This window comes from Rhizobium sp. LCM 4573, from assembly GCF_001854865.1.
Classification (GTDB): domain Bacteria; phylum Pseudomonadota; class Alphaproteobacteria; order Rhizobiales; family Rhizobiaceae; genus Neorhizobium.
Genome location: NZ_MDDW01000004.1, coordinates 120,680 through 133,341, shown reverse-complemented (window position 1 = coordinate 133,341; position 12,662 = coordinate 120,680). Strand labels below are relative to the sequence as shown.

The window sequence follows — 12,662 nt, the reverse complement described above, 5'->3', positions numbered from 1 at the left end:
TTTTCCGGTACGACTTGATTAACCAAAGCGGTTTACGATAATTCGGTCTCAATTCAGGGGCATTCGCGGCGGGTACCAACTGAAACGCGGGAGTATGTGATGCAGTTCAGATATGTGGCGACGGGTCTTGTCATTGCGCTATCGCTGGCCGGTTGCCAAAGGACCTCCTTTAACCCTTCCAGCAATCTGCCGTCTCCGCCGCCTCTCCAGGCGCAGCCGGTTCCGTCGGTTCAGTCCAATTCCCTTCCGGCTCCCGGAGCAGGAAATCCATCGCAATTCCCATCCGCGCCTACAGCTTCCCCGGAAATGGCCGCTGCCGCTCAGACCGGAACGCCGCCGGCGAGCGCGCTCGACGTGACGAAGGAATCCATGGTCGGCAGCTGGCGCGTCGCGAATGCGGGCTCGAACTGCGATATGTTCCTGACGCTCACCAATCTTGGCAGCGGCTCCCGCGGCGGCACGCGCGGATGCGCCGGCGAACTTACCGCCATGGGCTCCTGGGAAGTCGCCGGCAAGACGGTGCAGTTCAAGGATCGGGCCGGCAATGTCCTCGGCCGTGTCTACAAAAGCGCCGACAATCGCTTCGACGGCACCACCAATTCCGGGCAGCCGATCAGCCTGAGCCGATAAGGTTCTCCGAGGTCCTGCCGGTTTGGAACCCATCCCTGAGTATACGCAGAGCGTTGGCGAGGAGCTCAAGGCGCTGACATCGTCTGGAGCGCTCGCGGCGGATTCGGYGCAATTGGAGGTGGCTGCCAGGCTGGACCGCGTATTGCATAACCTTCGCGATTCACGCCCGAAGAAGAAGAAAAGCGCTCTCGGCTGGCTCTTCGCCAAGGGCTCTGGAAAGCCCGGCGCCATTCGCGGGCTCTATGTGCATGGCAGCGTCGGCCGCGGCAAAACCATGCTCATGGACATGTTCTTCAAGAAGGCGCCGGTGGACCGGAAGCGCCGCGCGCACTTCCACGAATTCATGGCGGATGTTCACGGCCGCATCCACGCCCACCGCACGAAGCTCAAGAGTGGAGAAACACAGGAGGCCGATCCGGTGCCGCCAGTTGCGGCCTCGATCTTTGCCGAAGCCGAACTTCTCTGCTTTGATGAGTTCACGGTGACGGACATCACCGATGCGATGATCCTGGCGCGGCTCTTCAAGGAGCTTTTCGATCTGGGTTGCGTGCTGGTGGCGACGTCCAATGTCGCCCCGGAAGACCTTTACAGAGATGGGCTCAACCGCGGCCTTTTTCTGCCTTTCATCGATATCCTGCGCAAGCATGTGGATGTGGTGACGCTCGATTCCCCGACGGATTACCGAATGCAGAAGCTTGCGAGCCTTCCGGTCTACGTCACGCCGCTCGACGGTCGTGCCGATGCCGCCATCGAAGCGGCCTGGCATCAGGTCACGGAAGGAAAGCGGGCGCAGCCGGCGGAAATTCCCATGAAAGGCAGGGCGATCCATGTGCCGCTGGAAGCCGGTCGCGCGGCGCGCTTCACCTTCGCCGATCTCTGTGAAAAGCCGCTCGGCGCTTCCGACTATCTGGCGATCGCCGACCGGTACGACGCCGTCTTCGTCGAGCATATTCCGCAGCTCGGCCCGGAGAAGCGCAACGAGACGAAGCGATTCATCATTCTGGTGGATGCGCTTTACGACCATACCGTCCGACTTTACGCTTCGGCGGCTACTCCGCCGGAAGACCTGCTGACTGAACGGCGCGGCACGGAGGGCTTCGAATTCGACCGTACCGTTTCGCGCCTCTTCGAGATGCGCAGTCCGGACTATCTTGAGCTCCACCGTGAAAAGCGGCAGGGAGTTTGACGGTTTCATGTCAAAAATTCTTACGTTTACGTAAGAATTTTATGATCTAACCGATTGAAAAATATCGCCCGAAAATAATCGATTGCCAATTCTGGAAGATGCCGGTATGCCGTGAGCCACATTGGCGGGCATCGCCGTGCTCTGCAATGGACTTGGATCTCGAAAGGAAGCTTTTCGATGGCGCGCAAGAAGATCGCACTTATTGGTTCTGGCATGATCGGTGGTACGCTGGCACATCTTGCCAGTCTCAAGGAATTGGGCGACGTCGTCCTCTTCGATATCGCCGACGGTATTCCCCAGGGTAAGGGCCTCGACATTGCTCAGTCCGGCCCCGTCGAAGGCTTTAACGCCAAGCTTTCCGGCGCGAGCGATTACTCCGCGATCGAAGGCGCCGATGTCTGCATCGTCACGGCAGGTGTCGCCCGCAAGCCGGGCATGAGCCGCGACGATCTGCTCGGCATCAACCTCAAGGTCATGGAGCAGGTGGGCGCGGGCATCAAGAAGTATGCTCCGAACGCCTTCGTCATCTGCATCACCAACCCGCTGGACGCCATGGTCTGGGCGCTGCAGAAGTTCTCCGGTCTGCCGAAGAACATGGTCGTCGGCATGGCCGGCGTGCTGGATAGCGCCCGTTTCCGCCTCTTCATCGCCGAAGAGTTCAACGTATCCGTCCAGGACGTGACGGCCTTCGTTCTCGGTGGCCATGGCGATACGATGGTGCCGCTTGCCCGCTACTCTACCGTTGCCGGCGTTCCGCTGACCGACCTCGTGAAGATGGGCTGGACCACCAAGGAGCGCCTCGAAGAAATCATTCAGCGCACCCGTGACGGCGGCGCCGAAATCGTCGGTCTGCTCAAGACTGGTTCGGCCTATTACGCGCCTGCCGCCTCGGCGATCGAGATGGCTGAATCCTATCTCAAGGACAAGAAGCGCGTCCTGCCGGTCGCTGCTCACCTGACCGGTCAGTATGGCGTCAAGGACATGTATGTCGGCGTTCCGGTGGTTCTCGGTGCTGGCGGCGTCGAGCGCATCGTGGAAGTCGAATTCAACAAGGACGAAGAGGCCGCCTTCCAGAAATCGGTTGGCGCCGTTGCTGGTCTTTGCGAAGCCTGCATCAATATCGCGCCTTCGCTCAAGTAATTCAAAAAGGGATCAAGCCCCATGAACATCCATGAATATCAGGCCAAGGCTCTTCTGAAGGGCTACGGTGCGCCGGTCGCCGAAGGCGTGGCCATTCTGAAGGTCGAAGAGGCGGAAGCTGCCGCCAGGAAGCTCCCGGGCCCGCTCTACGTGGTCAAGAGCCAGATCCATGCCGGCGGTCGCGGCAAGGGCAAGTTCAAGGAGCTCGGCCCGGAAGCCAAGGGCGGCGTTCGTCTCGCCAAGTCGATCGATGAGGTCGTCGCTCACGCCAAGGAAATGCTCGGCAACACGCTTGTGACCGCGCAGACCGGCGAAGCCGGCAAGCAGGTCAACCGCCTCTACATCGAAGACGGTGCTGATATCGCCCGCGAGCTCTACTGCTCGCTGCTGGTCGACCGCTCCGTCGGTCGCGTCGCGTTCGTCGTTTCGACCGAAGGCGGCATGGACATCGAGGCTGTCGCTCACGACACGCCCGAAAAGATCCACACGATCGCCATCGATCCGGAAGCCGGCGTCACGGCTGACGACGTCGCCAAGATCTCCAAGGCTCTCGAGCTTACGGGCGCTGCCGCCGAAGACGCCGAGGCGCTCTTCCCGGCGCTCTACAAGGCCTTCAACGAGAAGGACATGGCTCTTCTCGAAGTGAACCCGCTGATCGTCATGGAAAACGGCCACCTGCGCGTTCTCGACGCGAAGATGTCGTTTGATGGCAATGCGCTGTTCCGCCATGAGGACGTCAAGGGCCTGCGCGACGAGACCGAAGAAGACGCCAAGGAAATCGAGGCCTCCAAGTGGGATCTCGCTTATGTCGCACTCGACGGCAATATCGGCTGCATGGTCAATGGTGCCGGCCTCGCCATGGCGACGATGGATATCATCAAGCTCTACGGCAAGGAGCCGGCAAACTTCTGCGACGTCGGTGGCGGCGCCGGTAAGGAAAAGGTCGCTGCGGCCTTCAAGATCATCACTGCCGATCCGAAGGTCGAAGGCATTCTCGTCAACATCTTCGGCGGCATCATGCGCTGCGACGTCATCGCCGAAGGCGTTGTCGCCGCTGTTCAGGAAGTCGGCCTGAAGGTTCCGCTCGTCGTTCGCCTCGAAGGCACCAATGTCGAGCTCGGCAAGAAGATCCTGAACGAGTCTGGCCTCGCGATCACTGCGGCCGACGATCTTGACGATGCGGCGAAGAAGATCGTCGCGGCGATCAAAGCCTAATCTGGAAGGACCGGAAAGAATGTCTATTCTCGTCAACAAAGACACGAAGGTTCTCGTTCAGGGCCTGACCGGCAAGACCGGCACCTTCCACACCGAACAGGCGCTCGCCTACTACGGCACCAAGATGGTCGGCGGTATTCACCCCAAGAAGGGCGGTGAAACTTGGTCGTCGGGTGTTGACGGCACTGTTCTGCCGATCTTCGCTTCGGTTGCCGAAGCCAAGGAAAAGACCGGCGCCGATGCCACCGTGATCTACGTTCCGCCGGCAGGCGCCGCTGACGCGATCATCGAGGCGATCGACGCCGAGATCCCCTTCATCACCTGCATCACGGAAGGTATTCCGGTGATGGACATGGTGCGCGTGAAGGCCAGGCTCGACAAGTCCAAATCCCGCCTGCTCGGCCCGAACTGCCCGGGCATCCTGACGCCGGAAGAGTGCAAGATCGGCATTATGCCGGGCTCGATCTTCCGCAAGGGTTCTGTCGGCATCGTTTCGCGTTCGGGCACGCTGACCTACGAAGCCGTGTTCCAGACCTCCAACGAAGGTCTCGGCCAGACTACGGCCGTCGGCATCGGCGGCGACCCGGTCAAGGGCACCGAGTTCATCGATGTCTTGGAAATGTTCCTGGCTGATGACGAAACCACCTCGATCATCATGATCGGCGAAATCGGCGGCTCGGCTGAAGAAGACGCGGCGCAGTTCCTGATCGACGAAGCCAAGAAGGGCCGCAAGAAGCCGATGGCCGGTTTCATTGCAGGCCGCACGGCACCGAAGGGTCGTACCATGGGCCATGCCGGCGCCGTCGTTTCCGGCGGCAAGGGTGACGCGGAATCGAAGATCGCTGCCATGGAAGCGGCCGGCATCAAGGTGTCGCCGTCGCCGGCTCGCCTTGGCAAGACCCTGGTTGAAGTCCTCAAGGGCTGACGCCACATAGTTACAAGCTTCGGGCAGGCGAACTGGAACATGGTTTGCCTGCCCGTGTTCAGCGTCAAGCGACGCGCGACGGGCCGGGTATCGGCCATGTCGCAAGGCAAATGAAAGCGGTRGCCGACGCTCTTCTTCGGCCTCATTACGTCAGGAGGCGGACGCGGCGTCCGCAAAGCATCATGGCACGGCAAGAAGCCAACGAGCAGTTCCTCATCACCTCTTTTCTCGACGGTGCGAACGCATCCTATATCGAGCAGCTCTATGCCCGCTACGAGGAAAACGCGAATTCGGTAGGCCCGGAATGGCAGTCCTTCTTCAAGGCGCTGGCCGATAACCCCGAAGATGTGAAGAAAGCGGCGACCGGGGCTTCCTGGCAGCGCAAGAACTGGCCGATCGCGGCCAATGGCGAACTCGTCTCGGCGCTCGATGGCAATTGGCCGGTGGTCGAAAAGGCGATTGAAGGCAAGGTGAAGGCGAAGGCCGAAGCCGCGGCTGCCACGACCGGCAAACCTGTCAGCGAAGCGGAAGTGCTGCAGGCGACGCGCGACAGCGTGCGTGCCATCATGATGATCCGCGCCTATCGCATGCGCGGCCATCTGCATGCCAAGCTCGATCCTCTCGGGCTTGCCGCTCCGGTCGAGGACTATAACGAACTGTCGCCGACGGCTTACGGGTTCACCGAAGCCGACTATGACCGCAAGATCTTTATCGACAACGTTCTTGGCCTCGAATACGCGACCCTCCGCGAGATGATCGATATCCTCGAGCGCACCTATTGCTCGACCGTCGGCGTTGAATTCATGCACATCTCCAACCCCGAGGAGAAGCAGTGGATTCAAGAGCGGATCGAAGGTCCGGACAAGGGTGTTGCCTTCACCGCGGAAGGCAAGAAAGCCATCCTGTCAAAGCTCATCGAGGCGGAAGGCTACGAGCAATTCCTCGACGTCAAGTTCAAGGGCACCAAGCGCTTCGGCCTCGATGGCGGTGAATCGCTGATCCCGGCGCTTGAGCAAATCATCAAGCGCGGCGGCCAAGACGGTCTCGAAGAGGTCGTGCTGGGCATGGCACATCGCGGCCGCCTGAACGTGCTGACCAACGTCATGGGCAAGCCGCACCGCGCGGTCTTCCACGAGTTCAAGGGCGGTTCGTTCAAGCCCGACGAGGTCGAGGGCTCGGGCGACGTGAAGTACCATCTGGGTGCTTCCTCCGACCGTGAGTTCGACGGCAATAAGGTCCATCTGTCGCTGACAGCGAACCCGTCGCATCTCGAGATCGTCAACCCGGTCGTCATGGGCAAGGCCCGCGCCAAGCAGGACATGCTGGCCAAGGCTTGGGAAGGCGACGTCATTCCGCTCAAGGAACGCGCTAAGGTGCTGCCGCTGCTGCTGCACGGCGATGCTGCGTTTGCCGGCCAGGGCGTGGTTGCCGAAATTCTCGGCCTTTCCGGTCTGCGCGGACACCGCGTCGCCGGCACCATGCACTTCATCATCAACAACCAGATCGGCTTCACTACCAATCCGGCCTTCTCGCGTTCGTCACCCTATCCGTCCGACGTCGCGAAAATGATCGAGGCTCCGATCTTCCACGTCAATGGCGACGACCCGGAAGCTGTGGTCTTTGCCGCCAAGGTGGCAACCGAGTTCCGGATGAAGTTCCACAAGCCGGTTGTCATCGACATGTTCTGCTACCGCCGCTTCGGCCATAACGAGGGCGATGAGCCGGCGTTCACGCAGCCGAAGATGTATAAGGTCATCCGCGGCCACAAGACGGTGACGCAGCTCTATGCCGATCGTCTTATCGCCGAAGGCCTCGTCACCGAAGGCGAATTCGAGAAGATGAAGGCCGACTGGCGCGCGCATCTGGAAACGGAGTTCGAAGCCGGCCAGAGCTATAAGCCGAACAAGGCCGATTGGCTGGATGGACAGTGGTCGGGGCTGCGTTCCGCCGACAATGCCGACGAGCAGCGCCGTGGCAAGACGGCAGTGCCGATGAAGCAGCTCAAGGAAATTGGCCGCAAGCTTTCCACCATTCCGGAAGGCTTCAATGCTCATCGTACCATCAAGCGCTTCATGGAAAATCGTGCTCAGATGGTCGAAACGGGCGAGGGCATCGATTGGGCAATGGCCGAGGCACTGGCCTTCGGCTCGCTTGCAGTTGAGGGCACCAAGATCCGTCTTTCCGGTCAGGATTGCGAGCGCGGCACCTTCTCGCAGCGCCATTCCGTTCTCTACGATCAGGAAACGGAGGAACGCTATATTCCGCTCGCCAACTTGTCGCCGAGCCAGGCACGCTACGAAGTCATCAATTCGATGCTTTCGGAAGAGGCCGTCCTCGGCTTCGAATACGGCTACTCTTTGGCCCGTCCGAATGCCCTAACGCTCTGGGAAGCCCAGTTCGGCGACTTTGCGAACGGCGCACAGGTCGTCTTCGATCAGTTCATCTCCTCTGGCGAACGCAAGTGGCTCAGAATGTCCGGTCTCGTTTGCCTGCTGCCACATGGCTATGAAGGTCAGGGGCCGGAGCACTCTTCGGCACGTCTGGAGCGCTGGCTGCAGATGTGCGCCGAAGACAACATGCAAGTCGCCAATTGCACGACACCTGCCAACTACTTCCATATCCTGCGCCGGCAGGTGAAGCGTGACTTCCGCAAGCCGCTTATCCTTATGACGCCGAAGTCTCTCCTGCGTCACAAGCGGGCTACCTCCACGCTTGCCGAAATGGCGGGCGAGTCCTCCTTCCACCGTCTGCTCTGGGACGATGCGGAGGTCATCAAGGACGGTCCGATCAAGCTGCAGAAGGACTCGAAGATCCGGCGTGTCGTGCTCTGCACGGGCAAGGTCTATTACGACCTTCTGGAAGAGCGTGAGAAGCGCGGCATCGACGACATCTACCTGCTGCGCATCGAACAGCTCTATCCGTTCCCGGCCAAGGCGCTCATCAACGAGCTCTCCCGTTTCCGGAACGCGGAGATGGTCTGGTGCCAGGAAGAGCCGAAGAACATGGGCGCCTGGGCCTTCATCGACCCTTACCTGGAATGGGTGCTCGCCCATATCGATGCAAAATATCAGCGGGTCCGTTATACCGGCCGTCCGGCTGCCGCCTCGCCGGCCACCGGCCTGATGTCCAAGCATCTGGCACAGCTCGAAGCATTCCTCGAAGACGCGCTCGGAGGCTGATTTTCAGTCTCCACTCCCAATCATCGACACGAACGATATCTGAGAAAACGGAAACAGATCATGGCCACTGAAATCCGCGTCCCAACACTTGGCGAGTCCGTGAGCGAGGCGACCGTCGGCACCTGGTTCAAGAAGGTGGGCGACACGGTCAAGGCCGATGAGCCGCTGGTCGAGCTCGAAACCGACAAGGTCACCGTCGAAGTTCCGRCACCTGCTTCTGGCGTGCTGACCGAAATCGTCGCACAGAACGGTGAGACCGTCGGTCTTGATGCCCTTCTCGGCCAGATCRCCGAAGGTGGGGCGGGTGCTGGTGCGGCTGCTCCGGCCAAGCCCGCGGAGCCTGCAAAGGCTGCGGAGACCGCTCCCGCCAAGGCTGCGGAGCCGGCTCCGGCTGCTGCACCTGCCGGCGCTTCCTCGATGCCGCCGGCACCGGCTGCCGCGAAGATGCTCGCGGAGAACAACCTGTCCGCCGAACAGGTGGATGGTTCCGGCAAGCGCGGTCAGGTTCTGAAGGGTGACGTGATCGCCGCCGTCGCCAAGGGCATTTCCGCCCCGRCTGCAGCGGCTGAAGCTCCGAAGGYAGCGCGCAGCCCGTCGACCACGGAAGACGCCGCGCGCGAAGAGCGCGTGAAGATGACGCGCCTGCGCCAGACCATCGCGCGCCGCCTGAAGGATGCGCAGAACACCGCCGCCATGCTGACCACCTATAACGAGGTGGACATGAAGGCGGTCATGGACCTGCGCACCAAGTACAAGGATGTCTTCGAGAAGAAGCATGGTGTGAAGCTCGGCTTCATGGGCTTCTTCACCAAGGCCGTTACCCATGCGCTGAAGGAACTCCCGGCGGTCAACGCCGAGATCGACGGCACGGATATCATCTATAAGAACTACTGCCATGTCGGCGTCGCCGTCGGCACCGACAAGGGCCTGGTGGTTCCGGTCGTTCGTGATGCCGACCAGATGTCGATCGCCGAGATCGAGAAGGAAATCGGCCGCCTCGGCAAGGCTGCGCGTGATGGCCAGCTTTCGATGGCCGACATGCAGGGCGGCACCTTCACCATCTCGAATGGCGGCGTCTACGGCTCGCTGATGTCATCGCCGATCCTGAACGCGCCGCAGTCCGGCATCCTCGGCATGCACAAGATCCAGGAACGCCCGATGGCGATCGGCGGTCAGGTGGTCATCCGTCCGATGATGTATCTGGCGCTTTCCTACGATCACCGTATCGTTGACGGCAAGGAAGCTGTCACCTTCCTCGTGCGGGTCAAGGAAAGCCTGGAAGATCCGGAGCGTCTGGTCCTCGACCTCTAATAAAGGGAGAGCAGCATGGAACCCGCTTCGGCAGACGCAATGTATCTTTTGATACTGCTTGCCTTGAGCGTTTTCCTGCTGCTTTTCCATATCGGGCTGCAAGGAATGCTGGCGACCATGGAACTCGGCGTCGCCTGGAATGCGGGGCCGAGAGACGAGGGCAGGGAGCCGAAAGGTGTTCTGGCTGGCCGCGCTGCCCGTGCCTCCGGAAACTACCGGGAAACCTATCCTGTCTTCGTCGGCCTGTTACTGGCGCTGACCTTCACCGGCGATATGTCGGGAATGGGCCTTATCGGCGCCACGGTCTGGCTGGTGGCCCGGATCGTCTACATCCCGCTTTATCTCGCTGGAATACCCTATATTCGCTCCCTCGTGTGGCTCATCGGCATCGTCGGCCTGCTCATGATGATGTTTGTTTTGTTTGCCTGATGGCATTGGCGGTTCAATAAAAAGGACTCTGTAATGGCTTATGATCTCGTCGTAATCGGTAGCGGCCCCGGCGGTTATGTCTGCGCCATCAAGGCTGYCCAGCTCGGTCTCAAGGTCGCGGTGGTGGAGAAGCGTTCCACCTATGGCGGGACCTGCTTGAACGTCGGCTGCATTCCCTCCAAGGCCCTGCTGCACGCTTCGGAAATGTTCCACCATGCCGGGCATGGCATGGATGCCCTCGGCGTCGAGGTTGCTGCACCCAAGCTCAACCTCGGCAAGATGATGGCGCACAAGGATGCGACCGTGAAGGCGAATGTCGACGGCGTCGGCTTCCTCTTCAAGAAGAACAAGATCGATGGTTTCATCGGCACCGGTAGGATCGTCTCTGCCGGCAAGGTTTCCGTGACCGGCGAAGACGGCAAGAGCCAGGAGATCGAAACCAAGAACATCGTGATCGCCACGGGTTCGGATGTCGCTGGTATTCCTGGCGTCAATGTCGAGATCGACGAGAAGGTCATCGTTTCCTCCACGGGTGCCATTGCGCTCGAGAAGGTGCCGGAACATCTCGTTGTCGTCGGCGGCGGCGTCATCGGCATGGAACTGGGGTCGGTCTGGCAGCGCCTCGGCGCCAAGGTGACCGTCGTAGAATATCTCGATAAGCTGCTCGGCGGCATGGACGGCGAAGCCGCCAAGCAGTTCCAGCGCATGATGGCCAAGCAGGGCATGGACATCCGTACCGAAGCAAAGGTTACGGGTGTCGAAAAGTCAGCCAAGGGCGCCAAGGTCACCTACGAGCCGGTCAAGGGCGGTGACGCGCAATCCATCGAGGCCGATGTCGTGCTGATCGCCACCGGCCGCAAGCCCTATACGGCTGGCCTCGGACTTGAAGAAGCCGGTGTGAAGGTCGACAATCGCGGCCGCGTGGAAATCGACGATCACTTCAAGACCAATGTCGATGGCATCTATGCGATCGGCGACGTGGTGCGCGGACCGATGCTCGCTCATAAGGCGGAAGACGAAGGCGTCGCGCTTGCTGAAATCCTTGCGGGCCAGCGTGGCCATGTGAACTACGATGTCATTCCGGGTGTCGTCTATACGCAGCCGGAAGTCGCCTCCGTCGGCAAGACCGAGGAAGAGCTGAAGGCCGCCGGCGTTGCCTACAAGGTCGGCAAGTTCCCGTTCACGGCGAACGGCCGCGCCCGCGCGATGCTCGTGACCGATGGTTTCGTGAAGATCCTCGCCGACAAGGAGACAGACCGGGTCCTCGGCGGCCATATCGTGGGCTTCGGCGCCGGCGAAATGATCCACGAGATCGCGGTACTGATGGAATTCGGCGGTTCCTCGGAAGATCTCGGCCGCACCTGCCATGCGCATCCGACCATGTCGGAAGCTGTCAAGGAAGCGGCGCTCTCCACCTTCTTCAAACCGATCCATATGTAAGCGTATCGGTTTCGGACCAACATCCAATCAAAAGGGCAGGAGACGATCCTGCCCTTTTCATTGTGGCGCTCTGATACGGAAGTCACTCTACCCGCGTTACCTTGAAGCCCTGCTCGCGCAGCAGCTCGACCAGCCCCTGTTCGCCGGGCAGATGCAGTGCGCCGACCGCGATGAAGGCGCCGCCTTCGGTCAGAATGGGTGCAGCGCGTTCCGCCATGAGCTGGTTGCGTTTGACGACGACAAGTTCCTCGAACTCGCCGTAGCCTGATTGATCATCGGTCCCGTCCGGAGCCACGGCCTTCAGGAGAGGCATAGTCAGGCCGATATCCTCGGAAAGATAAAGTTCGGTCATGGTCTCGAATACGTCTTCCATGCGCGACCCGAGCTTGATCGTCTCGACAAGCGATTTCAGGTGAAGGTCCATCGGGATCGCGGCCATGGTGGAGAGCTGTTCGGCAAGGGTTTCCAACCCTTTCACCTGTTTGCCGGCGGCAATCGCATCCGTTGCGATCTTCTTGTCGAGAAAAGCGGCGTTCTGAGCCTTGCGCGCAAGCTCGCAGGGCGGCAGAGAAACGAAAGCCATCAGCATCCAGGGCTTCATTCGGGAAACGGCGGCAAGCGGGATCCCGCGTTGTTTGAGACCCTCTTCGAGAAGCGCCACGTCCTCCCTGGGCAAAAGCTTCTCGATCGAACTGCCGTCCGTGAACATGGTAAGTTCGGGCTTGGAGAGCAGAGCGGCTGTGGCCTTCTTCTCGTCCAGAATTTCGTCGGATTCGATGACGATGGTGCTGGCCTCGGCCTGGGCTTCAGCGGCGCCGGGCGGCATCTTCAACACGCGCGGATCGGAGACATGCATGGTGCCGAGCAGATAGGATGGTGCAATTCCGGTCTTTTCCACCTTCCAGAAGAGCCCCTTCCCATTCGGCACTCTGCTGCCTTCTGAAAGAATTTCCTCGTAAAGTCCCGGCTTTTCGGCCTTCAAGTCGGCAAGCAGGTTTTCACCTCCGCAGGCAGGCGTTGCCGCATCCGCTTCAGACAGCGAGCCGAGAACGAGAAAGAGGGAAGCAAGCAGCAGGATGTGCAGGGCGGCAAGCAGCCAGAGCATGGCATTCTGCGCGCGCCGGAAAAGCACATCGACATTGAAGGCAAGGGCGGGAATCGTCATGGCATCCGTCCGGTATCGTCACCGGCATGATAACGATGCCGG

General features: G+C 60.5%; 10 protein-coding genes. 9 read left to right on the top strand and 1 reads right to left on the bottom strand.

What is annotated here, in order from left to right; translation table 11 throughout:
- The first annotated feature begins 99 nt into the window (after positions 1 to 99).
- From LCM4573_RS09660 to lpdA, 9 genes are all read left to right on the top strand, one after another.
- A complete protein-coding gene (locus LCM4573_RS09660; RefSeq protein ID WP_071006067.1) occupies positions 100 to 630 on the top strand; it encodes a protease inhibitor Inh/omp19 family protein in 531 nt (176 codons plus the stop codon).
- Positions 631 to 652: 22 nt separating this feature from the next.
- Positions 653 to 1,816, top strand: a complete 1,164-nt coding sequence (zapE, locus tag LCM4573_RS09655) for a cell division protein ZapE (RefSeq protein ID WP_071006066.1) — start codon at positions 653 to 655, stop codon at positions 1,814 to 1,816.
- A 177-nt stretch (positions 1,817 to 1,993) separates the two neighbouring features.
- Complete coding sequence (gene mdh, locus LCM4573_RS09650) at positions 1,994 to 2,956, top strand: malate dehydrogenase (protein ID WP_046796291.1); 963 nt, start codon at positions 1,994 to 1,996, stop codon at positions 2,954 to 2,956.
- Positions 2,957 to 2,977: 21 nt separating this feature from the next.
- Positions 2,978 to 4,171 (top strand): ADP-forming succinate--CoA ligase subunit beta, encoded by a 1,194-nt coding sequence (gene sucC, locus LCM4573_RS09645; protein ID WP_071006065.1) that lies wholly within the window; start codon positions 2,978 to 2,980, stop codon positions 4,169 to 4,171.
- A 19-nt stretch (positions 4,172 to 4,190) separates the two neighbouring features.
- Entirely contained in the window at positions 4,191 to 5,096 is a 906-nt protein-coding gene (gene sucD / locus LCM4573_RS09640; RefSeq protein ID WP_071006064.1) for a succinate--CoA ligase subunit alpha, read from the top strand.
- Between the two features lie 182 nt (positions 5,097 to 5,278).
- Entirely contained in the window at positions 5,279 to 8,275 is a 2,997-nt protein-coding gene (locus LCM4573_RS09635) for a 2-oxoglutarate dehydrogenase E1 component (protein WP_071006063.1), read from the top strand.
- Between the two features lie 60 nt (positions 8,276 to 8,335).
- Positions 8,336 to 9,586 carry a 2-oxoglutarate dehydrogenase complex dihydrolipoyllysine-residue succinyltransferase gene (gene odhB / locus LCM4573_RS09630; RefSeq protein WP_071006062.1) on the top strand — a complete coding sequence of 417 codons (1,251 nt, stop codon included), beginning with the start codon at positions 8,336 to 8,338 and terminating at the stop codon, positions 9,584 to 9,586.
- A gap of 15 nt (positions 9,587 to 9,601) precedes the next feature.
- Positions 9,602 to 10,015 carry an MAPEG family protein gene (locus tag LCM4573_RS09625; RefSeq protein ID WP_071006061.1) on the top strand — a complete coding sequence of 138 codons (414 nt, stop codon included), beginning with the start codon at positions 9,602 to 9,604 and terminating at the stop codon, positions 10,013 to 10,015.
- A 33-nt stretch (positions 10,016 to 10,048) separates the two neighbouring features.
- Positions 10,049 to 11,455, top strand: coding sequence for a dihydrolipoyl dehydrogenase (lpdA, locus tag LCM4573_RS09620; protein WP_071006060.1), 1,407 nt, complete (start codon positions 10,049 to 10,051; stop codon positions 11,453 to 11,455).
- 82 nt (positions 11,456 to 11,537) lie between these two features.
- On the opposite strand, the gene LCM4573_RS09615 is transcribed toward lpdA, so the two are convergent.
- Complete coding sequence (locus LCM4573_RS09615) at positions 11,538 to 12,620, bottom strand: TraB/GumN family protein (RefSeq protein WP_071006059.1); 1,083 nt, start codon at positions 12,618 to 12,620, stop codon at positions 11,538 to 11,540.
- Between the last annotated feature and the right edge of the window lie 42 nt (positions 12,621 to 12,662).

Bases quoted from the DNA above. Each gene is read 5' to 3' on its own strand.
- LCM4573_RS09660 (WP_071006067.1), top strand. From the start codon at position 100: ATGCAGTTCAGATATGTGGCGACGGGTCTTGTCATTGCGCTATCGCTG.
- mdh (WP_046796291.1), top strand. From the start codon at position 1,994: ATGGCGCGCAAGAAGATCGCACTTATTGGTTCTGGCATGATCGGTGGT.
- sucC (WP_071006065.1), top strand. From the start codon at position 2,978: ATGAACATCCATGAATATCAGGCCAAGGCTCTTCTGAAGGGCTACGGT.
- sucD (WP_071006064.1), top strand. From the start codon at position 4,191: ATGTCTATTCTCGTCAACAAAGACACGAAGGTTCTCGTTCAGGGCCTG.
- LCM4573_RS09635 (WP_071006063.1), top strand. From the start codon at position 5,279: ATGGCACGGCAAGAAGCCAACGAGCAGTTCCTCATCACCTCTTTTCTC.
- LCM4573_RS09625 (WP_071006061.1), top strand. From the start codon at position 9,602: ATGGAACCCGCTTCGGCAGACGCAATGTATCTTTTGATACTGCTTGCC.
- LCM4573_RS09615 (WP_071006059.1), bottom strand. From the start codon at position 12,620: ATGACGATTCCCGCCCTTGCCTTCAATGTCGATGTGCTTTTCCGGCGC.